We start from the raw sequence: 22779 nt of genomic DNA, 5'->3' as shown, positions 1-22779 counted from the left end.
CTTTTACTTATACTGTTCCTTAGTCTAAACATGTCTTTTTCGCAAGGAACTGACATCCTAAGTTCTGAACAGTTTTGCTCAGGAACTTCCGAATTAACTTTCAATAATGTATATGGTGGTACTAACCTGACAGCTGTTGGTTGTTTAGGTTCAATTCCAAATGCGAGTTATTTCTTTATGGAAATTGACTTGGCAGGTGATTTAATATTCACAATAAGTCAAGAAACTACAGCGGGTACGCCTATTGATGTCGACTTTATCGCATGGGGACCATTTGTAGATCTTAATGATGCTAATGCTAGTATAAGTTACACCGATTGCCCTACATGCCCAAATAATACTACAGATCCAACATTTTATCCTTATGCTCCTGATTTTATAACAGATTGTAGTTTTGATATAGCTCCAACAGAAACCATGAACATTTTAAATGCCATGCAAGGAGAAATTTATGTTGTACTTATTACCAATTATGATGGTGCTCAAGGTACTATTAGTTTTCAGCAAACTGGTGGAAATGGAACAACAACCTGTGCAAGTGTACCTGTATGTGGGAGTCAGTATTTTGATGGAGGTGGTCCAACAGGTCCATATTCTGGTAACGAAACCACAACCATCAACCCTTATTTTGCTGGCGGAACAGTTACTGTAGATTTTACAACAGTTAATATACCTGATGCTGGTGATGTTTTAACGGTTTATAACGGGCCAAATAACACTTTTCCTGTACTAGGAACTGTAACAACTACTGGGTCATTTACCTCTACAACTGTCGGAAATCCTACTGGAGCAATTACATTCGAATTGATTACTGATGGAGATGCTAATACTGGTACTGGCTGGGTAGCTGATATTACCTGTACTGCACCACCAACACCACCAACATGTGGCTTTACATTTTATGATAGTGGTGGTGCAGGCGGCAACTATTCCGCTAACGAACTACAAACCACAACATTTTATCCTGATACAGCTGGAGATGTCGTTACAGCTACATTTACGGCATTTAATTTAGAAAATACCTGGGATGATTTAACAGTCTATGACGGACCAAATACAACTTATCCTTCCTTAGGTACTTTTACAGGTACTACGATTCCGGGACCATTCACATCTACTGATGCATCTGGAGCCTTAACTTTTGTATTTGACAGTGATTCAACTACCCAATTAAGCGGTTGGGCTGCAGATCTTACCTGTAGTACACCTGTATGTGGCTCTACATTTTATGATAGTGGAGGTTCTGGCGGAAATTATGCAGCAAACGAATCGCAAACCACAACATTTTTTCCAGATACTGCTGGCAACTTAATTACAGCTACTTTCACAGCTTTCAATACACAAAACGGTACTGATGAATTAAATGTTTATGATGGTCCTGATGCAACATACCCTTTATTGGGAACATTTTCTGGCACTACCATACCCGGTCCGTTTACATCTTCTGATGTATCAGGAGCATTAACTTTTGTGTTTACCAGTAACGGATCTGTTCAAAACAGTGGTTGGGTCGCTGATATCACATGTAGCCCCTCTACATATGTGTGTGGATCTATCTTTTATGATAGTGGTGGTGCATCTGGAAACTACGCTTCAAATGAATTAACGACTACTACGTTCTTCCCAGATACTGCTGGACTTGCTATTACTGCGACCTTCACGATGTTTGACACTGAAGGGACATATGATGAATTAAGTGTCTATGATGGTCCTGACGCGACATACCCATTGTTAGGTATTTTTTCTGGGACAAGTATACCTGGTCCTTTTACATCTTCTGATGCAAGTGGAGCACTAACTTTTGTATTTGATAGTGATTCATCCGTAGAATATGATGGTTGGGCAGCTAATCTTTCTTGTGCACCTTATGTGCCTCCTGCAGTATGTGGAAATACATTTTACGACAGCGGAGGTGCTGGAGGAGACTATTTTTCTAATGAATATACCACCACAACACTAATACCAGATGTCCCAGGCACTTCAGTTACTGTGACGTTTACAGCATTTGACTTAGAATCGTGTTGCGATGAGTTATTAGTATATGATGGTCCAGATGCAACATATCCATTATTAGGCACTTTTACAGGCACAGCTATTCCAGGACCATTTACTTCTACAGATCCTTCAGGAGCATTAACATTTGTGTTTGATAGTGATTCATCTGTAGAATATGAAGGATGGGCAGCAGATATAACTTGTATAGACAACTGTAATATGAGTATTACAGATACGATTTATCCTATTGGTGCAGACACATGTTCTTTAGACTATACAGAGCTAGTAGCAACAACTAATAGCCCATCTTCCAATCGTACTACAGTGTTTTCAGAAACTTTTGATGGCGCAGGTTTTCCAGCAGGCTGGACTACAGCAAATGCTACAGTAAATACACAATGGATTATTTCTAATACAGCTAATGCTGGAGGTACAGCACGTGAAGCTATGCTTGACTGGGACAGTGGATTTGACAATGGCACTTGGACACTAACATCTCCTCAAATAGATATTACAGGAGAAACAAATCTTGAATTAGATTACAGGCAAGAACTTGACCATTGGAGTGCCTCGTATTCTTATTCAGTTTATGTTGAAACTTCCACTGACAATACGAATTGGACTGTAAGATACTCTGTGATTAATGTTTCTGCTAATATACCAGCAAGTCTTATGAACCATGATATTTCTAGTCATGATGGCAATACATCACTTTATGTTAGATTCAGATTTGCTGGAGAAACCTTTGGAATATTAGACTGGTCCATTGACAATATATATATAACAGCTGATGGAGCACCCGCTACACCTCAAATAACATGGTCTCCGACAACAGGTTTATATACTGACAGTGGTTTAACAACCCCATATTCTGGAGGTTTTACTGATACTGTTTATGCAGTACCAAATGGCATTCAAACTTATACCGCTACAGATCAGAATAGTTGTACTGAAACTGTAACAGTTACTCATAATAAAAAAGTATGGAATGGTTCTGACATTTCTGATGGCACAAATTGGTATGTTGGAAATAACTGGACACCTTTTGGAGTTCCGAGCATTAATAGTTGTGTCGTCATTCCTGACAATAGCACAGTCCCTAATAATCCCATTGCTGACAAAACTCAGGTACCTATACCATTACCTCCACAACCTGCTACAGCCAGAAATTTAACTTTAGAAGCTGATGCATATCTGGAAATTGATACCAATACCGAGATAATTGTTCAAGAATGGGTCAATGTCCAAAATACTGGAATATTAAATCTTAAAAGCAGTTCCAGTTTAATACAAGTTGATGATAGCGCAATTAATACTGGTGAGATTCATATGCAACGCTCTCCAAACTTTGACGAAAGTGCAGTTGCCAATTCAGAGTATGTGTATTGGTCGTCTCCAGTAGCTAGCTTTCAGGTAAGTGATATTTCTCCTGGATCAACACAAATGTATTATTGGACTCCAACTGTAGCCACCAATGTTCCTGGATTTCATGGCGAATGGTATCCTGCCTCAGGAAACATGACCGATGGTACTGGTTATATCGTAAGAGGGCTTTCAGGAACTCCAACGAATATACCTGCGACAACTTATACAATTCCTAATAATACGGCATTATTTAGTGGCGTACCAAATAATGGTATTATAACCAAGCCAATTTCTCATGGAAATTGGAATGGCGGAACCTATGCTGGAAATGGAAATACAGCGACTAATGAAGATGACAACTGGAATCTTATTGGAAATCCTTACCCTTCGGCTATCTCAGCTAATGCTTTTGTTAATCTTAATACAGCCATTAACGGAACCGTTTATGTTTGGCCTCACGACTCGACATATTCTGACCTCACAGCAGATCCTTTCTATGAAGATTATGTATACAATTATGATGGCAATGATTATATCGAACATAACAATACAGGATCAAATCCACCAGGTACAAATGATTTATTTATAGGATCGGGTCAAGGGTTCTTTGTCTTAATGAATCACAGTGCTCCTGTGTCATCTAATGTTACATTTAACAATAGTATGAGGCAGGTTCTTTCAAGTTACAACAACAATACTTTTTTCAGAACTGATGGTTCTGGAAACAACAGTACTGTTGAACGTCATAGAATTTGGTTAGATTTACTTTCACCTAACGACATTACTAACTCAATACTTGTTGGCTATGTAGAAAATGCAACCAATGATTTTGACCGTCTATATGATGGATATGATTTTAGTGAAGGATCTAATGGGTTTTATTCTTTACTAAATAACCAAACCCTGTCCATTCAAGGTCGATCATTACCATTTCTTCAAGAAGACACTGTACCTTTAGGCTTAATTGCAAATGAAACAGGCGTGCATACCATTGCCATAAATACACTCGATGGATTGTTTTTGAATGAAGGTCAAAACATCTATATTGAAGACACTGAACTCAACATCATTCATGACATTCGTAATTCACCTTACAATTTTTCAATAGAAGAAGGCATACATGACACCCGCTTTATATTAAGATATACTTATGACACGCTTGGTGTTAATGATTTTGACAATGGTGATATTTCAATTATTGCACCTAATAGTGACTATATAAAAATCAAATCTGAAATTGGATTGATTGACAATATTAACGTATATGATATTTTAGGTCGAGTAATCTTTGAAAAAAATGAAGTCAATGACACCGAATTTATTCTAAATGAAACCCGATTATCTCATGGTGCTTATATTGTAAAAGCTGTACTTGTAAACGGAAAACAAAAAATTCAAAAAGTAGTTATAAGACAGTAATTACATATACTTAAGAAATTTAAAAAAAGGCCTTGAATTTAAATAATCAAGGTCTTTTTCATTTTCAAAGGCTTCTCTTTCAAATGAAATATTCTGATATGCTACATATTTATTTTGAGTTCGTATAAACCTAATTAAAAACTCTATTCCGTAAAACACATAAAAAGGAACAATCAATAATTCAAGTTGTTGTCTTAAATGAATGCGTTCATGATTAATTAAAAAACGATTGGCTTTTAAACTACCATATTTCAGAAATATAAACGGATACAAAGTAATTCCTACAAATCCTTTTGGAACCAAATATTTAGATATTAAAACCATATGAAACAACAATCAAAAATCTTTCCAATTTACATTATCTTTGTGTAATGAAGAAGATAATTCCGGTAGAAGAAGGAGATTATTACCTAACACCTGAAGGTTACCGCTGTTTTACAGAACAATACCACTTAAAAAGAGGCTATTGTTGTGAAAGCGGCTGTAGACATTGTCCCTATGGTTTTAATCCTTCTACCACACTGAAGTCAACTAAAAAGAAAATAATGCCAGCAACACTATCATTTCAAGATCAAATTAAAGAGGGAATCCCTAAGGTTTTACCACAACCAAAACCGTATGACACTTCAATAAATCATGCACCAAAACGCAAAGCTATTTTGTCTTCAGAAGAACAAAAACTTGCCTTAAAAAATGCCTTGCGTTATTTTGATAGTTCAGATCACAAAGCACTAATATCTGAATTCAAAAATGAATTAGATACTTATGGTAGAATTTACATGTACCGTTTGCGCCCAGATTACAAAATGTATGCAAGACCTATAGAAGAATATCCAGCAAAATCTAAGCAAGCTGCGGCTATTATGTTAATGATTCAAAACAACTTAGATGATGCCGTTGCTCAACATCCACATGAATTAATCACATATGGTGGTAATGGTGGTGTTTTCTCAAATTGGGCGCAGTATAGACTCACAATGAAATACCTTTCTGAAATGACAGATGAACAAACATTGGTCATGTATTCTGGTCATCCAATGGGATTATTCCCGAGCCATAAAGAAGCGCCACGTGTTGTTGTAACCAATGGTATGATGATTCCCAATTACTCTAAACCTGACGACTGGGAGAAATTTAATGCGCTAGGCGTAACCCAATATGGTCAAATGACAGCTGGAAGTTATATGTATATTGGTCCGCAAGGCATTGTTCACGGAACAACAATAACCGTTTTAAACGGTTTCAGAAAAATAAAAAAATCACCTAAAGGACACCTTTTTGTAACTTCAGGACTAGGTGGGATGTCTGGTGCTCAACCAAAAGCTGGTAACATCGCTGGTTGTATTACAGTTTGCGCTGAAGTCAACCCAAAAATTACTCAAGTACGATTAGACCAAGGATGGATTGATGAAAAAATCACCGACTTAAATGCGTTGGTTGCCCGTGTTAAAAAGGCAAAAGCTGAAGAAGAAACCATCTCCATAGCCTACTTAGGAAACATTGTTGATGTTTGGGAAAAATTTGATAAAGAAAATATACATATCGATTTAGGGAGTGATCAAACCTCACTTCATAATCCTTGGGCTGGAGGTTATTATCCTGTCGACATGACTTTTGAAGAGTCCAATAATATGATGGCCAACAAGCCTAGATTATTTAAGGAGAAAGTCCAAGAGACCTTACGCAGACATGCTGCTGCAATAAACAAGCACACAGCAAAAGGCACTTATTTCTTTGACTATGGAAATGCTTTTTTATTAGAAGCTTCCAGAGCAGGAGCCGATATTATGGCTGAAAATGGTATTGATTTCAAATATCCGTCTTATGTTCAAGACATTATGGGGCCAATGTGCTTTGATTATGGGTTTGGTCCGTTTCGTTGGGTATGCGCTTCAGGACAACCAGAAGATTTAGCAATAACTGATGCTATTGCATGCGAAGTATTGGAAGCTATCAAAAAAGAGTCTCCTCAAGAGATTCAACAACAAATGGACGATAATATCCAATGGATAAAAGGCGCTCAAGAAAACAATTTAGTTGTGGGCTCGCAAGCAAGAATTCTTTATGCAGATGCTGAAGGACGAATGAAAATAGCAAATGCTTTTAATAATGCAATAGCTAAAGGCGATATAGGAACTGTTGTCCTAGGTCGAGATCATCATGATGTTTCCGGAACCGATTCGCCTTACAGAGAAACTAGTAACATTTACGACGGCTCACGTTTTACTGCCGACATGGCTATTCACAACGTAATTGGTGATAGTTTTAGAGGTGCAACATGGGTAAGCATACACAATGGTGGTGGTGTAGGATGGGGTGAAGTTATAAATGGCGGTTTTGGTATGGTTCTTGATGGTAGTAAAGAAGCCTCAAAGCGTTTAAAATCAATGCTTTTTTGGGATGTCAACAATGGAATTGCAAGACGAAGTTGGGCTAGAAATCAAGGTGCAGAGTTTGCAATCAAACGCGCTATGGACATTGAGCCAAATTTAAAAGTTACACTTCCAAATAAAGTTGATGATGACTTATTGAACTCGTTATAACTATAATAAAAAAAATGACTATGAAAAAACTACTCAAATTATTACCAGTTGTGATAATGGCCTTTATTATCACATCATGCAGCTCAGTAAGAGTTGCTTCAGATTACGACAAAGAAACAAATTTTAATGATTATAAAACATTTGCCTTCTTTAAAACAGGAATAGACAAAGCTGAAATTAGTGACCTTGATAAACGTAGAATTCTTCGTGCTATTGAAAGTGAATTACTTGCTCAAGGCTATACAAAATCTGAAAATCCAGATTTACTAGTTAGTATTTTTACGAAATCAGAACAACGTGTTGATGTTTATAATAATTCCTGGGGCGTTGGTGGCTGGGGCTGGGGAGGCTTCGGACCAGGTTGGGGCTGGGGTTGGAATCAACCAACAGTATCAACAAGAAATCAAGGTGTTTTATATGTTGATTTAATCGATGCCAACAAAAAAGAATTGGTATGGCAAGGTATGGGTTCTGGTACTTTAACACAACGTAGTGTAGAAAAGAAAGAGGAAAAAATCAAAGAATTTGTATCTAAGATTATGGAAAAATACCCTCCAGAATTGGCTCAATAAACATTTATATAAATTAATTAAAGCATCTATAATTTAAAATTATAGATGTTTTTTTTATCTTATAAATCCTATGTAACTTTACTCTTCATTTCTAAAACCTTATATTTGCCGCCTTTTAAAGGCAATCATTATGATATTAGGTCAAACAACTAGAAAAAACTTTACCCAAAATCCGAAAAATGATATTCTTTCTGGTTTAACTGTTGCACTAGCATTAGTTCCAGAAGCAGTGGCATTTGCTTTTGTTGCAGGTGTCGATCCATTGGTTGGGCTTTATGGAGCCTTTATGATGGGAATTGTTACTGCCCTTTTCGGAGGACGTCCCGGAATGATTTCTGGAGCAACTGGAGCCATGGCTGTTGTGATGGTTCATTTAATCCAAAAAGGAAATGAAGTTGGCTTAAATTTAGAAACACCTATTGAAAATCTCGGACTTCAATGGTTGTTTATCACTTTACTTTTCGTTGGTGGAATTCAGATATTAGCAGGAATTTTTAAACTGGGAAAATTTGTTCGACTTATTCCGCATCCTGTTATGATGGGGTTTGTTAATGGTCTTGCCATTGTGATTTTTCTATCTCAATTAGGTCTATTTCCAAATGCAGTACCTAAAGATATTTCGATATGGAATAATACTTCAGAATGGTTTTCATACTTATTCTCTAACACCGATTTATGGAAAATGTTAGCCTTTATTGGCTTAACTATGGGTATTATGTTTGGACTCCCAAAACTCACTAAAAAGATACCTGCAGCTCTAATTGCAATTATAGTAGTCGCTTGTATTACTATTTTTGGAGGTATTGAAATGAGTACTGTTGGTTCATTTATTCAAGATGGTGGTGGTAAAGGACTAGAAGGTGGACTTCCCACATTCCAGGATCAAATATTTGGTCTTTTTGGAACATTAGCTGGTCATTGGGACCTCATTATTTCTACGGCGTTTATTCTTGCAGCTGTTGGTTTAATTGAATCTCTAATGACACTTAATCTTGTAGATGAAATTACCGAAACCAGAGGTAATGGAAACCGAGAATGTATTGCTCAAGGTAGCGCCAATATGCTGAATGGCCTTTTTGGCGGAATGGGCGGATGTGCGATGATCGGACAATCAATCATTAATGTAGATTCTGGTGGTCGCGGACGATTATCAGGAGCAGTTGCTGCTGTAGCGTTGCTATGTTTTGTATTATTTGGAGCTCCTTTAATTGAACAAATTCCTATAGCGGCTCTAGTTGGCGTGATGTTCATGGTTGTTATCGGTACGTTTGCATGGAGTAGTTTCAGAATTATAAGAAAAATACCTCTATCAGATGCCTTAGTATTAATCGCAGTATCGGCAATTACTGTATGGAAAGATTTAGCAGTGGCTGTTATTGCAGGTGTTATCATTTCTGCACTTGTATTTGCATGGAAAAATGCAACTATGATTAGAGCCCGCAAACGCATTCAAGCCAATGGTACTAAAACCTACGAAATTTGGGGCCCTTTATTTTTTGGTTCGATACAAAATTTTAACTCCAAATTTGATGTCAAAAATGATCCAGAACATGTTGAAATAGATTTTGTAGAATCTCGTGTTAGTGACCATTCTGCTTTGGAGGCGATCTTTAATTTGGTAAACAAATATGAAGCTGAAGGTAAAACCATCAAATTAAAGCACTTAAGCAAAGACTGTAAAGAACTGATGTATAAAGCCAGTCCGAAGTTTAAAGAAGTCATCATAGAAGATATTGATGATCCAAGGTATCACTTAGCGGCTGATCCGGAAAAGTTTACGAAACCACTTTCTGAGTACAACATATAAAAAAAAGCGACCAAAATTTGGTCGCTTTTTTTTGTATGATATTAAGCATCTCTATTTAGCTGCCATTTTCTTAGTATACAATGCATATTGCTCTTTTGTAAGTACCTGTTGTAATTTTTGATCAATATAAGCTTGCATTTTTTCCTTTTTAGCTTTACGCTCAGAAGTATCTTTAATAGCATCAATACCTTGCATCTTTTTATCGACTCCCACGAAAATGTCATAAATCTTATTTTTTTGAGCTGCATCTAACTTCGCCTCTCTCTCTAATAAGTTAATCACTTTTTGTGCATTCTTTTTAACAGAATCATCCGCATTTTTAATTGCATGTTTCTGTGTTTCCATTTGTGATTGAGCAAATGATAATTGATTACCAGCAAATAAAAAACATGCGAAGCTCAAAATAAGAAGTTGTTTTTTCATGATATTAGTTAATGTATTAAAGGTTCAATATACAAAATTCAAAGAATTAATTTAAATTAAATTGCTTTAATAGTTTAATAATCGTTCAATCTTAGCTTTTACTTTTTCTGTTGAAGGAATCATAGTTTCTTCTAAAGTGGAATTTAAAGGAATAGCAGGCATATTTTCACTACCAATAGTCATCACAGGTGCATCTAAATACTTGAAGCACTCTTCCTGTATTTTCCCAGCTAAGGCTCTAGCAAAACTGTTATTTGAAGGTTCTTCAGTAACTACTAAACATTTGCCTGTTTTCTTTACAGACTTCATAATCGTGTCTTCATCTAACGGAAATAAAGTCCGTAAGTCAATAATCTCAATCTGATCTCGCATATCGAGTTCTCCTGATGCATTATACGCCCAATGCACACCCATTCCGTAGGTTACAATCGTTAGCGTTTCTAATTGCTCCTGCTTCCAGATTTCCTGCAACACCCACGCTTTACCAAACGGTAACACATAATCTTCGCTAGGCTCTACTGAAGTTGCGCCTTGAGTGCCTTTCACTTTAGACCAATACAAGCCTTTGTGCTCTAATATCACTACCGGATTAGGATCATAATATGCCGCTTTCATCAAGCCTTTTAAATCTGCGCCATTACTCGGATAGGCAATTTTAATCCCTCGAATATTGGTAATCACACTTTCTACCGATGACGAATGGTAAGGGCCACCACTTCCATAGGCTCCAATTGGCACACGTAAAATCATACTTACAGGCCATTTTCCGTTGGATAAATAACAACTGCGACTGACTTCAGTAAACAATTGATTTAATCCAGGCCAGATATAATCGGCAAACTGAACCTCAACGATTGGTTTTAATCCAACAGCACTCATACCTACAGTAGAACCTACAATAAAGGCTTCTTGAATAGGTGTATTAAACACGCGTTCATCTCCAAATTTTTGAGCTAAGGTAGCCGCTTCTCTAAAGACACCTCCCAAACGACCACCAACATCTTGTCCGTAGAGTAAGCATTCTTTGTGCTTTTTCATCAACTCTTCAACGGCAAACAAAGCACAATCAACCATCACGACTTTATCTGCACCTTCTGGTGTACGCTCACCTAGTTCTTCTGTAATTGGCGTTGGTACAAAATCGTTGGTAAATAAATCTTCTGGTTTTGGATCTTCAGCTTTTAAGGCTTTTTTGAAGTCTGCTTCTACTTTCGCTTTCGCAGAATTTTCTATCGTTTCAATTTCAGTTTCCGTACAACCTGCATCAAGTAATTGCTGCTTCAAAACTGGATAAGGATCACGTGAACGTGCCTCCTCTAAATCATCTCGATACCATTCCATGCGAACACCAGAGGTATGATGATTTAATAAAGGTACTTTCGCATGAACCAGAAATGGTCGTCTTTCCTCACGAATAGTATTGATAACGGTTTCAAGGGCTTCATAACTTTCGGTAAAATTAGCACCATCAATAGAAATGGCTTCTAAACCATGAAAACCAGCAGCGTATTCTGCCGCATTTTGTGCTCTGGTTTCGGCTTCATTTGCCGAAATATCCCAACCATTATCTTGCACTAAATAGAGAATAGGCATTTGCTTTAAGGCAGCCATCTGAAAGGCTTCAGCAATTTCTCCTTCGGTTACAGAAGCATCACCTAAACTACAAACAGTAATTGGCTTTTGAGCATCCTTGCTATTGCTCTGAATGACATTGGGATTTTTTAAATTCTGTTGTTCTAAGTATTGCATACCCATAGCCACACCAGTTGCAGGAATAGTTTGCATGCCTGTTGCAGAGGATTGATGTGGAATTTTTGGTTTATCGTCGTCCTTTAAACTCGGATGCGAATAATAAGTTCGTCCTCCAGAAAACGGATCGTCTTTTTTAGCTAAAAGCTGCAACATGAGATCATAAGGCTCTAATCCAAATGCCAATAACATGGCGTCATCTCTGTAATATGGAAATGCGTAATCCTGAGGCTTTAGCTGTAAACCTAAAGCAACCTGAATTGCCTCATGACCTCGCGAAGTCGCATGCACATATTTTGAAACCTGTTTAAAATTAGCTTCATATAATTCGGCCATAGCCTTAGCTGTGCAAAGTTTTGAAAATCCTTTTTTAAGTATGTTTTTGTTCATAGTTATCTTTCCTGCTAGGCAGGTATATTTATGAAATCCTGAACAATGTTCAGGATAGTAATTTCATTTTAAATTGTTCTATTTACATCAAATTGTTCGAAATAATCGGCAACACGACGTACGAAGCTTCCGCCTAAAAATCCGTCGACCACACGATGGTCAAAAGACAAGGATAGATACATCATACTGCGTATGGCGATTTCGTCACCTTTATCGGTTGTGATAACTTCAGGTCGCTTTTTAATAATCCCAAGCGCTAAAATCGCCACTTCTGGCTGATTGATAATTGGCGTTCCCATAACACTACCAAACGTACCTACGTTTGAAATGGTAAATGTGCTTCCTTTGATGTCATCACCAGCCAATTTATTGTCTCTCGCTTTTCCGGCGAGTTCATTGACATTTTCAGCTAAGGTTTTTAAATCTTTAGTATCTGCATTTTTAACCACAGGCACTATTAAATTCCCACTTGGCAATGCGGTTGCCATGCCGATGTTTATGTCTTCTTTTACGATGATAGTATGACCATCGACTGAGGCATTAATATTTGGAAAATCCTTAACCGCTTTAGCGACAGCTTCTACAAACAATGGTGTAAAGGTTAATCGCTCACCATATTTTTCCTGAAAAGCCTTTTTGTTGGCACTTCTCCAGTTGACCATATTAGTCAAATCGGCTTCTACATACGCCGTAACGTGAGGCGAAGTATGCTTAGAATACACCATATGATCGGCTATCATTTGACGCATGCGATCCATTTCAATCACTTTCCCTTTACCTTTATCGAACGACAACTGCGGAATGCGATAGGCTGTTGGATCTTGTGTTACTGGCTGTGCGAATTTATAAGGTCGTCCGTCTTCTATATATTGAAACACATCACTTTTACGCAAGCGACCTTCATGTCCTGTAGCTGGAATTCGTGCTAGCTCTTCAAAGCTGATGTGATGTTCTTTTGCGATTTTAATAATTAATGGTGAAAAGAAGGTATTAGAATTTGAAACCGAAAATGACTTTGAAACTGAAGGTTTTTTTCTCTTTTCACTAGGCTCGTTTTCAGCTGCTTTCGAACTGACCGTTTTAGATGTCTTTTGAGTTTCCGATGTCAAATTTGGTTCCGACTTTAATTTCGTATCCTCTTCTGAAACTTCCAGAATCGCAATCACTTCACCAACAGGAACGACATCTTTTGCCTGAAACATTGTTTTAGTGAGTGTCCCTGAAGCTGGTGCTGGCACTTCATTATCTACTTTATCGGTAGCGACTTCAAGGATGATATCGCCTTCATCAAAAGTATCGCCTTCATGTATCAACCAATTAATAATGGTTCCTTCTGTTATGCTTTCGCCCATTTTGGGCATTTTAAGTTCGAATTTCGACATTTGTATTAACTAGCGTTTGTTAGTTTGTTCTATCTTGAAAGATGGTTCCATTTGCGTTAGCGATTGAAACGGCATCCTTTTTTATTTTTCTTAAAAAAGATATAGTGTAAAGCGCGACCCTTGCGGTAACGCCCAACTACGTCTTAAATGTATCTCTTAAAGTTTTATAAGCCTCTTCCTGCATTGTCATGTTTTCTGGCACTTCTCTCAACGGCTCGACGGCTTTTAAAGTGTCGTGGCAATCTTTGGGTAATTGCTGATATAATTGCGTTCCTTTTGTTTTCCAGGCAATCATCTCGTCGCTTACTTGCTTGATGACTTTTGCTGGATTCCCAACCACTAAACTACGCTTTGGGATTATCGTTTCGGCCTTTATAAATGCCATAGCACCTACGATAGATTCGTCTCCAATTTCGGCATCATCCATAATGACGGTGTTCATACCGATGAGGCAATTTCTCCCCAAATTAGCACCATGAATAATGGCACCATGACCGACGTGAGCACTAGCTTTAAGCGTTATCGACTTTCCTGGAAACATGTGAACGGTACAGTTTTCCTGAACGTTGACACCATCTTCCAAAATGATTTGTCCCCAATCGCCACGAATGGCAGTGCCTGGACCGATATAACAGTTTTTGCCAATAATGACATTTCCTGTTACTGCAGCTAGTGGATGCACGAAACTGCTTTCGTGAACAACTGGTGTGTAGCCTTTAAATTCGTATATCATACTATTTATTTATGTTCATTTTGTCTTGAAACACTATTCTAGAATTATGTCTTGTAGACATGATTTTAGAATACAAAACCAAAAGTTCAAGTTGAAATGAGGAATTTTTCAATCTCTTACCGAGTTTGAAAACCAAAAATAAAACCTAAATTTCTTCCAAGGTTTCAGAAATTCTTAACGATTTGATTTTTATATTCTGCATTTCAACGGTGACCTCCTGCCATCTTAATTCTTATCTCTAACAGCGTAACGGTCTAATTTCTATCTCTTATTTAAATCCTTTCAATTTCTCTTTAGTAAAGTCTGACAATACTAATCGTCCGCTGGTTTGCGCGCGTTCGGCTAACAGTTCGTCCCAATCATCAGTGCCTTTCCAGAAGACTTTTTTCATTTCCAGCATTGCTTCGGTATTGTAGGTACACAAATGCTCAGCGGTTGTTTTTACAGCCTCATCTAAGGCTTCAGTGCTTTCATAAACATGCGTATAGAGTCCTTTTTGTTTCGCCCATTCTGCTGGATAAAACGAATTCGCATCGATAGCGATTTGTGACATGGCGCTTAATCCCATTTTGCGCTCAATTGCTGGTCCGACCACAAATGGTCCGATTCCAATATTTAACTCACTCAGTTTGATGGCTGCAAATGTTGTCGCCATACAGTAATCGGTTGATGCGGCTAATCCAACTCCTCCTCCAACAGTTTTTCCCTGGATGCGCCCGATGATAAATTTCGGACATTTACGCATGGCATTGATGACGTTCGCAAATCCAGAAAAGAAGACTTTTCCTGTTGCTGCATCATTAATACTGATGAGTTCTTTAAAGCTTGCGCCTGCACAAAATGTTCTGTCGCCTCCACTTTTAAGAACGATAACTTTAATAGCGTCGTTTTGTCCGGCTTCTGTAATTGTATTTGCTAATTTCGCCAATACATCTCCTGGCAAAGAGTTGTGTGCAGGATGAAAAAACTCGATGTATCCTACTTCGTTTTTAATATCTAATGTTACGTATGGTTGTGTCATCACGCTTGCGTGTTCCCGTGAAAGCGGGAATCTCTTTTAATATGTTATACTTAGTTTTATAAATCTTCGTACAAATCCTTCCAATCTGGATTTGTTTTTTTTATCAATTCAATTTTCCAACTTCTGTTCCATTTCTTTATTTGCTTTTCCCTTAATTTAGCTTCAGCTATTGTTTCATGCTCTTCAAAAAAAATTAACTTATCTAAATTATATCGTGCTGAAAAAGCAGTAGGATGTGCTTTAGTTTTATGTTGATATATTCTCTTCTTTAACTTTTTTGTTTCTCCTATATATAAAACACCATCTATTTTATTTGTAATCATATAAACGTAATGTTTCATATTTTGAACTTCTTTTAAGAGATTCTCACTTTCGTGAGAACTTTGAACAATTCAATTTTTTATAAAAGATTGAATTGTTCAAAATGATGGTTCAGATGTTTTCTTTCAAGCAAATACGATTCGTATTTATTTAATTCTCCGAACACTAAATTCTTGAGTTTAGCTTCAGGGTGTTCTTTGAAAAATTGAATATACTTTTCCCTTTGTGCTTTAAACTTTTCTATGGCTGTATCTAAGTCTGGATGTTTTAAATCATCTAAGGTGTCTTTTTCCAAATGTGGAAACTGACTATTTTTTGGAAACTTATCATAGTTATACAGACTATAATGTACCTTTTCTAATATCTTTTCAGGGGTTGCGATTTCAAAATCCTGAATCTCACCTGACGTAATTTTATATGTGTATTCTAAATGCTCGATCATGTGTTGGGCTGTCATGATTCCCCATTTTGGTTTTGTATCTTTAGAAAGCTTAGACAGACATTCATTAATTTTAGTTTCAGTCATCTCCACAAACGTTTCTTGCTTTTTTTGAACCATCGTCAAAATAGTAGCCACAGCAACTAAAGGACTATCTTTTTCATTTTTTTGACTTTCAGGTCTATTCTCAAAGTTGGCATCAAACACTTCGACATGCCATTTTACAATACCGCTTGGATGTTCGGCTGAAGCGACATCACGATCTACTTTTTCCTTACAGGTGAGTCGCACATCAATGGTGTCGTTATGATACAATGGTCGTAAAAAACGAATACTATCTAAACCGTAATTTGCGGCTACTGGACCTTTATTTGGGTAGACAAATAATCCTGCAGCTGCAGAAATAATGAAATAGCCATGCGCTGTTCTTTTTTCAAAAATACTTCCGTCGAGAGACGTGATATCGGTATGCGCATAAAAATGATCCCAGGTGACATTGGCAAAGTTGATGATATCGGTATCGGTTATCGTACGCTTATGGGTTTTTAGCGACATACCTGGCTGAATGTCTTCCCAATGGTATTTAAATGGATGCTGTTCAGCTTCCTTATACTTTGCATTTTGCTGGTAAATCCCAGTGATTTCGGTAATGGTTGTTGGAGACCCTTGAATGGCTGTACGTTGTAGATAATGCTTAATACCTCGCATGCCTCCCATTTCTTCGCCTCCACCAGCACGTCCTGGACCACCATGAACTAAATATGGTAATGGTGAACCATGACCAGTACTTTCTTTAGCGCTTTCTCGGTTCAATACTAAAATTCTTCCATGATGACTGGCAGCATTAACCACATAATCTTTAGCAATTTTATCATCGTTTGTTGCGATGGAAGACACCAAAGACCCTTTACCCATTTGCGCTAAGGTAATCGCTTCGTCTAAATTTTTATAAGGCATGATTGTACTTACTGGTCCGAACGCCTCACGTTCATGAATCACTGTATTTTGGAACGGATGATCAGCTCTTAATAAAATCGGACTTATAAACGCACCCTTTTTAGCATCTGCACCAATCGTTTTAATGTTGTCTAAATCGCCATATACAATTTGTGCTTCTTTTGCTAAATCGTTTACAGAATCTCTAACCGCCTGAACTTGTTGACGGCTCACAAGCGATCCCATTCTGACTTCTTTTAATCGTGGATCTCCAATAGTGACTTTATCTAAAGCGTTCCCTAGAGCTATTTGTACGTCTTCAACTACGTTTTCAGGGACAATAATTCGGCGTATCGCTGTACATTTTTGTCCGGCTTTAACAGTCATTTCTTTACGGACTTCTTTGATAAATAAATCGAATTCTGGTGTACCAGGAACGGCATCTTCACCTAAAATAGAAGCGTTGAGTGAATCAGCTTCCATAGTAAAAGGTACAGATTCCTGAATGAGTCTAGGATGCGCCTTTAATAAGCGTCCCGTTTGTGCTGAACCTGTGAAGGTCACAACATCTTGAGATTCTACAGTATCGAGAATTGTTTTAACCGTTCCGTTTATAATTTGCAAAGCACCTTCAGGTAAGATTCCTGAATCGATAATCGTTCGAGCAACAGCCTCCGCTAAATAAGAAGATGAAGGCGCTGGTAATACCACTGCAGGAACACCTGCCATCCAGTTGACTGCACATTTTTCTAACATGCCCCAAACCGGGAAGTTGAAGGCATTAATATGTACGGCAACACCCTTTTTAGGCACCATGATATGATGCGCCATAAAGCGTCCGCCACGAGATAAATCGATAGCATCCCCTTCGACATGAAAGGGTTGGTTTGGAAATAATTTTCTTAGTGAAGCATTGGCAAATAAGTTTCCGAAACCACCTTCGATGTCTATCCAGCTATCTACTTTAGTCGCTCCAGTCCTGTAACTCAAGTCATAAAATGCATCTTTACGTTTGGTCAGATACAATGCTAACTTTTTGAGCATATTACCTCTCTCCTGGAAGGTCATTTTACGAAGTTGCTCACCTCCTTTGGTTCTTCCGTAGTTTAGTATTTCGGGAATATCTAATCCTTCGATAGCGACACTTGTAAATGCTTCACCAGTGATTGCATCTAGAATTGGTGTTCCCTCTTCGTTTCCTGTGGTCCAGTTTCCTTGGACGTAGTGTTCTACTTTTTTCATTTATTTCTTCTTTATGTTCATTTTGTCTTGAAACAAAACGAACCAAAAATTCAAGTTGAAATTGAGGAATTTTTAAATCCTGTTTCACGGATTTAAAACCAAAAGTAAAATCTAAATTTCCTCCATGGCTTCGGAAATTCTTGACGATTTCATTTTTTATTCTGCATTTCAACGGCGACTACTTGCTATCTTTTTTCCATTTCTAACAGCAAAGCAGTCTATATTCTATTTTCTAAATCACATTTTCAATTATCGCAGCATACCCTTGTCCGACACCAATACACATGGTTATCAAAGCATATTTTTTATGTTGTTCTTTTAATTCTAAAGCGGCTGAATACGCAATTCTTGCTCCTGTGACTCCTAAGGGATGACCAATAGCAATAGAGCCGCCATTTGGGTTTAATCTTGGATCGTCATCTGCTAATCCCCAAGCTCTTGTACACGCTAAGGCCTGAGCAGCAAAAGCTTCATTTAGCTCGATTACATCCATATCGTCCATGGTCAATCCTGCTTTTTCCAAAGCTTTGTTTGACGCTTGAACAGGACCAATACCCATTATTCTTGGTTCTACACCTACCACAGCAGAACTTACAATTCGGGCTAAAGGATTAAGGTTATATTTTTTAACAGCATCTTCGGAAGCGATAATCGTAGCGGCAGCACCATCATTCAAACCTGATGAATTGCCTGCAGTGACGCTTCCGCCATCTTTTTTGAACGCAGGACGTAATTTCCCTAATACTTCTAAAGAGGTTGTAGGTTTTACAAACTCATCTTTTGAAAATAGGATTGGATCTTTTTTACGTTGTGGAATTTCTACGGTTACAATTTCTTTTGCTAAGCGACCGTTTTCTTGAGCTTTGGTAGCTTTCATTTGGCTCCAATAGGCAAACTTATCCTGATCTTCACGTGATATATTATATTTTTCGACCAAGTTTTCTGCGGTGTTTCCCATCCCATCTGTACCGTACATTTCGTGCATTTTCGGATTTACAAAACGCCATCCAAAACTTGAGTCGTACATTTTAGAATCGTTGCCAAAAGCACTTGACGGTTTAGCAATCACGTAGGGTCCACGTGTCATGTTCTCCACACCTCCAGAAATAAACAGATCACCATCGCCTGCTTTAATCGCCCTGTTGGCATGTATGATTGCAGATAATCCTGAACTACATAAGCGGTTTACCGTTTCTCCTGGGACTGTAAATGGCAATCCTGCTAACAGTGAAGACATTCGTGCTACGTTACGGTTGTCTTCTCCTGCTTGATTGGCGCAACCCATAATGACATCGTCATAAGCTTCTTTTGGGATGTTCGGATTACGTTTTACGACTTCTGAGATGACTAAAGCACCTAAATCGTCTGTTCTCACAGCAGATAAAGTGCCTTTATAGTTTCCTATTGGCGTTCTTATGCCATCAATGATATATGCTTCTTTCATTTTAAATGCCTGCGAAAGCAGGTATCTTTTAATTATTAATATTCTTTTTAGCGTTCCCTAAAGGTCGGGCTTTCCGTTATATCTTTTTTACTTGTTCTCAATTCAAAATTGCTAAAAGCAATTTCACTCGAACGGATGTAAAAAAGGATGCCACATCAATCCCTAACGCACCTACTTGTTATGTTTTTTTTCTTAGTCAAAATTCATTTTCTTTCTACTAAGAGATTCCTGCCTTCGCAGGAATTTTATTCCCAATCTTTTTGAGTTCTATAGACAACCCCTTTAAAAAGGGCTACTAATTCTTCTCCACGTTTCACTTCTATGATATTAAAACCAAGCTTATTATTTACTTTCTCAATTACTGATTCTGCAACGATATAATCACCTTCGTCTAAAGCTTCAATATGATTGATACTGGTTTCAATAGATACCGCATATTTACCATGCGTATTAGCTGCAAAACCGAAAGCCGTATCTGCTAATGAATAACTAATTCCGCCATGTGCTTTATTCATACTATTCAACATGTCTTTTCGAATGGTCATAGCCACTTTACAACGTCCGATTTCACATTCTAGAATTTCAATCCCCAACCATTGGCTGTAGGCATCTTGAGATAGCATTTTATATGGAATTTGTTCTCCTTTCATGTTTACCTTCCTCTACTATAGCAACTCAGTTTTTATTACTTATTTGATACTGAAACACGTTCAGTATGACCTTATGCTTTATTAAAAAAATGTTTTGTTTTCTCTATGCATTTTACGTAACAACGGACTACAACGGTAACGATCTTCGTGATAGTCGTTATATAATTCATCCATGGTATTGACACACCAATCGATTCCTTTTTCATCTGCCCAAGCCAATAATCCTTTTGGATAATTGACGCCTTTAGTCATGGCATTATCTATATCTTCTGCGGAAGCGATATTCAAAAACAACGCATCGGCAGCTTCGTTGATGAGCATCACCAAAACACGGTTGAAAATTTGTTCTGCCAACTCAGTATTATGAGATTCTGAAACACCTTCAGCATGACGTGATATTAGCTTTCCATTGGCATCGTAGTCATAATAACCTTTTCCAGATTTACGTCCTAAGTAACCAGCTTCAGCAAAACGTTTTTGAGTGAATGCTGGCTTGTATCTCGGATCGAAATAAAAGGCTGTAAACACGGTTTCCGTAACGGTATAATTCACATCATTTCCGATAAAATCCATCAATTCAAAAGGTCCCATTCTGAAACCTCCTAAGGTCTTTAAACTATAATCAATAGTTTCAAAATCGGCAATTCCTTCTTCATAAATTCTTAAAGCTTCACCGTAAAAAGGTCGCGCCACTCTATTGACAATAAAACCAGGTGTGTCTTTGGCTACGGCTACCACTTTTTTCCAATCGGAAATGGTCTCAATTGATTTTTGTAGCACCTCTTTAGATGTTTGAATCGCAGGAATCACCTCAACTAATTTCATTAAAGGCGCTGGATTAAAAAAATGAATTCCGATACAACGCTCAGGCTTCTTCAGTGATGCAGCAATAGATGCAATGGACAAACTGGATGTGTTTGACGCGATGATACAATCTTCAGACACATAGCCTTCAAGTTCAGAAAAGACTTTTTGCTTGATGTCTAGATTTTCAATAATGGCTTCGATGGTTAAGTTAGCATCACTTAAATCTTTTAAGCTGTTTACATAATTGATATTACTTTGGATTCTCGTTTTTTCATCACTATCAATTCGTCCTTTTTCAATTAAACGTGATAAAATGTTTTCCAATGAAGCTTTTGCCTTGTCTAAAGCCGCTTGATTGGTGTCGTATAATTTCACTTGACAACCAGCAGTGGCTGCCACTTGTGCGATGCCACTTCCCATTGTTCCACTTCCTATAATTCCTACGTTCATGTGTTTTCTTATATATTGAAATCCTGAATCAAGTTCAGGATGACGATTCAATGTTATTTGCCTTTAAAATTAGGTTTACGTTTTTCTATAAATGCAGCAACACCTTCGGCATAGTCTTCGCTTTGTGCTGCCTCTATCTGCAATTTAGATTCTAAAGCCAGTTGCGCCTCTAAATCATTGGTCATCGATTGATTGAACAATTCTTTAATCATACCCAATGCTTTGGTTGGCATGTTGGCTAGTTTTATTGCTAGTTTATTTACCTCATCTTCAAAATTTTCTAGTGGAATCATTTTATAAATCATACCTAGTTTTTCGGCTTCTTCAGCAGACACTTTATCTCCTAACATCGCTAAGGCTAATGCTTTTTGAAATCCGATTAATCTCGGCAAAAAGAACGTTCCTGCACTATCAGGCACCAAACCAATTAAACTAAACGCCTGAATAAAACTCACCTTTTCATCCGCCACGACAATATCACAAGCCAATGCAATATTTGCTCCTGCTCCAGCTGCTACGCCATTGACTGCTGCAATAACAGGCTTTTTTATAGCACGGATTCTGGTAATGATTGGATTGTAATGTTCGTCCAGAATTTTTTTAAATCCGGGATTTAACTCTGGGTCTGTGACTTCTTTTAAATCCTGACCTGCACAAAATGCTTTTCCGTTTCCAGTGAGCACAATGGCTCGCACCTCTGCATTGGTTTTACAGTCATCTAAAACAGATTGAAGACTAAATGCCATCTCCCGATTGAAGCTATTAAAAACTTCTGGTCTGTTGAGCGTGATATACGCTACTTTGTTTTCAATTTTTAATTGTATTGAATTACTCATACCTATTATTTCTTTTTATTCATTTTTGTCTTGACACAAAAACGAACCAAAAAAGTCAAGTTAAAATGAGGAATTTTCCAACCTCCACTTCTTTCGGTTGGAAACCAAAAAATAAAATCTAAATTTCGTCCAAGGTTTCCGAAATTCTAAACAATTTTATTTTCTTATTCTGCATTTCAACAGTCTTACCTTATTTAATTATGATGTCAATTTGCGTTAAGGATTGAGGCTTTGTTGAAGCTCCTTAAAGTTTTT

Annotated in this window: 16 protein-coding genes; 4 read left to right on the top strand and 12 right to left on the bottom strand. The window is 37.6% G+C overall.

Annotation, left to right across the window (positions count from 1 at the left end; genetic code table 11):
* The first annotated feature begins 30 nt into the window (after positions 1-30).
* A complete protein-coding gene (locus H7350_RS16395; protein WP_204347007.1) occupies positions 31-4779 on the top strand; it encodes a CUB domain-containing protein in 4749 nt (1582 codons plus the stop codon).
* Here H7350_RS16395 and H7350_RS16390 read toward each other — a convergent pair whose 3' ends face one another.
* Positions 4780-5082, bottom strand: a complete 303-nt coding sequence (locus tag H7350_RS16390) for a hypothetical protein (protein WP_338105786.1) — start codon at positions 5080-5082, stop codon at positions 4780-4782. It abuts the gene before it with no gap.
* A gap of 68 nt (positions 5083-5150) precedes the next feature.
* Here H7350_RS16390 and H7350_RS16385 point away from each other — a divergent pair, with 68 nt between their 5' ends.
* The 3 genes from H7350_RS16385 to H7350_RS16375 all read left to right on the top strand — a co-directional run bounded on the left by H7350_RS16385 (position 5151) and on the right by H7350_RS16375 (position 9701).
* Positions 5151-7322 (top strand): urocanate hydratase, encoded by a 2172-nt coding sequence (locus H7350_RS16385; RefSeq protein ID WP_204347005.1) that lies wholly within the window; start codon positions 5151-5153, stop codon positions 7320-7322.
* A 20-nt stretch (positions 7323-7342) separates the two neighbouring features.
* On the top strand, positions 7343-7894 hold the full coding sequence (locus tag H7350_RS16380) for a DUF4136 domain-containing protein (protein WP_204347004.1): 552 nt from the start codon (positions 7343-7345) through the stop codon (positions 7892-7894).
* Between the two features lie 130 nt (positions 7895-8024).
* Positions 8025-9701, top strand: coding sequence for a SulP family inorganic anion transporter (locus tag H7350_RS16375; protein ID WP_204347003.1), 1677 nt, complete (start codon positions 8025-8027; stop codon positions 9699-9701).
* 51 nt (positions 9702-9752) lie between these two features.
* Here the strand turns inward: H7350_RS16375 and H7350_RS16370 are convergent, their stop codons facing one another.
* From H7350_RS16370 to H7350_RS16320, 11 genes are all read right to left on the bottom strand, one after another.
* Positions 9753-10124 carry a hypothetical protein gene (locus H7350_RS16370; RefSeq protein ID WP_204347002.1) on the bottom strand — a complete coding sequence of 124 codons (372 nt, stop codon included), beginning with the start codon at positions 10122-10124 and terminating at the stop codon, positions 9753-9755.
* Between the two features lie 66 nt (positions 10125-10190).
* Positions 10191-12263: an alpha-ketoacid dehydrogenase subunit alpha/beta gene (locus H7350_RS16365; protein WP_204347001.1), complete on the bottom strand. Its 2073-nt coding sequence runs from the start codon at positions 12261-12263 to the stop codon at positions 10191-10193.
* Positions 12264-12331: 68 nt separating this feature from the next.
* Complete coding sequence (locus H7350_RS16360) at positions 12332-13645, bottom strand: dihydrolipoamide acetyltransferase family protein (RefSeq protein ID WP_204347000.1); 1314 nt, start codon at positions 13643-13645, stop codon at positions 12332-12334.
* A gap of 136 nt (positions 13646-13781) precedes the next feature.
* Entirely contained in the window at positions 13782-14378 is a 597-nt protein-coding gene (locus H7350_RS16355) for an acyltransferase (RefSeq protein WP_204346999.1), read from the bottom strand.
* Between the two features lie 268 nt (positions 14379-14646).
* Positions 14647-15399: an enoyl-CoA hydratase/isomerase family protein gene (locus tag H7350_RS16350; protein WP_204346998.1), complete on the bottom strand. Its 753-nt coding sequence runs from the start codon at positions 15397-15399 to the stop codon at positions 14647-14649.
* A 56-nt stretch (positions 15400-15455) separates the two neighbouring features.
* On the bottom strand, positions 15456-15740 hold the full coding sequence (locus tag H7350_RS16345) for a GIY-YIG nuclease family protein (protein ID WP_204346997.1): 285 nt from the start codon (positions 15738-15740) through the stop codon (positions 15456-15458).
* Positions 15741-15799: 59 nt separating this feature from the next.
* Positions 15800-18337: a phenylacetic acid degradation bifunctional protein PaaZ gene (gene paaZ / locus H7350_RS16340; RefSeq protein ID WP_204346996.1), complete on the bottom strand. Its 2538-nt coding sequence runs from the start codon at positions 18335-18337 to the stop codon at positions 15800-15802.
* Between the two features lie 232 nt (positions 18338-18569).
* Positions 18570-19781: a 3-oxoadipyl-CoA thiolase gene (gene pcaF / locus H7350_RS16335; RefSeq protein ID WP_204346995.1), complete on the bottom strand. Its 1212-nt coding sequence runs from the start codon at positions 19779-19781 to the stop codon at positions 18570-18572.
* A gap of 245 nt (positions 19782-20026) precedes the next feature.
* Positions 20027-20431, bottom strand: coding sequence for a PaaI family thioesterase (locus tag H7350_RS16330; RefSeq protein WP_204346994.1), 405 nt, complete (start codon positions 20429-20431; stop codon positions 20027-20029).
* A gap of 81 nt (positions 20432-20512) precedes the next feature.
* A complete protein-coding gene (locus H7350_RS16325) occupies positions 20513-21688 on the bottom strand; it encodes a 3-hydroxyacyl-CoA dehydrogenase NAD-binding domain-containing protein (RefSeq protein WP_204346993.1) in 1176 nt (391 codons plus the stop codon).
* Positions 21689-21741: 53 nt separating this feature from the next.
* A complete protein-coding gene (locus tag H7350_RS16320; RefSeq protein WP_204346992.1) occupies positions 21742-22524 on the bottom strand; it encodes an enoyl-CoA hydratase-related protein in 783 nt (260 codons plus the stop codon).
* Between the last annotated feature and the right edge of the window lie 255 nt (positions 22525-22779).

Source organism: Psychroserpens algicola, assembly GCF_014526325.1.
Classification (GTDB): Bacteria; Bacteroidota; Bacteroidia; order Flavobacteriales; family Flavobacteriaceae; genus Psychroserpens; species Psychroserpens algicola.
This window is presented reverse-complemented; position numbering and strand designations above follow the sequence as displayed.

Coding starts and splice junctions, on each gene's coding strand:
- H7350_RS16330 (WP_204346994.1), bottom strand. CDS start 20,431: ATGAAAGGAGAACAAATTCCATATAAAATGCTATCTCAAGATGCCTAC.
- H7350_RS16320 (WP_204346992.1), bottom strand. CDS start 22,524: ATGAGTAATTCAATACAATTAAAAATTGAAAACAAAGTAGCGTATATC.
- H7350_RS16395 (WP_204347007.1), top strand. CDS start 31: ATGTCTTTTTCGCAAGGAACTGACATCCTAAGTTCTGAACAGTTTTGC.
- H7350_RS16355 (WP_204346999.1), bottom strand. CDS start 14,378: ATGATATACGAATTTAAAGGCTACACACCAGTTGTTCACGAAAGCAGT.
- H7350_RS16360 (WP_204347000.1), bottom strand. CDS start 13,645: ATGTCGAAATTCGAACTTAAAATGCCCAAAATGGGCGAAAGCATAACA.
- H7350_RS16345 (WP_204346997.1), bottom strand. CDS start 15,740: ATGAAACATTACGTTTATATGATTACAAATAAAATAGATGGTGTTTTA.
- H7350_RS16370 (WP_204347002.1), bottom strand. CDS start 10,124: ATGAAAAAACAACTTCTTATTTTGAGCTTCGCATGTTTTTTATTTGCT.
- pcaF (WP_204346995.1), bottom strand. CDS start 19,781: ATGAAAGAAGCATATATCATTGATGGCATAAGAACGCCAATAGGAAAC.
- H7350_RS16365 (WP_204347001.1), bottom strand. CDS start 12,263: ATGAACAAAAACATACTTAAAAAAGGATTTTCAAAACTTTGCACAGCT.
- H7350_RS16380 (WP_204347004.1), top strand. CDS start 7,343: ATGAAAAAACTACTCAAATTATTACCAGTTGTGATAATGGCCTTTATT.
- paaZ (WP_204346996.1), bottom strand. CDS start 18,337: ATGAAAAAAGTAGAACACTACGTCCAAGGAAACTGGACCACAGGAAAC.
- H7350_RS16375 (WP_204347003.1), top strand. CDS start 8,025: ATGATATTAGGTCAAACAACTAGAAAAAACTTTACCCAAAATCCGAAA.
- H7350_RS16325 (WP_204346993.1), bottom strand. CDS start 21,688: ATGAACGTAGGAATTATAGGAAGTGGAACAATGGGAAGTGGCATCGCA.
- H7350_RS16385 (WP_204347005.1), top strand. CDS start 5,151: ATGAAGAAGATAATTCCGGTAGAAGAAGGAGATTATTACCTAACACCT.
- H7350_RS16350 (WP_204346998.1), bottom strand. CDS start 15,399: ATGACACAACCATACGTAACATTAGATATTAAAAACGAAGTAGGATAC.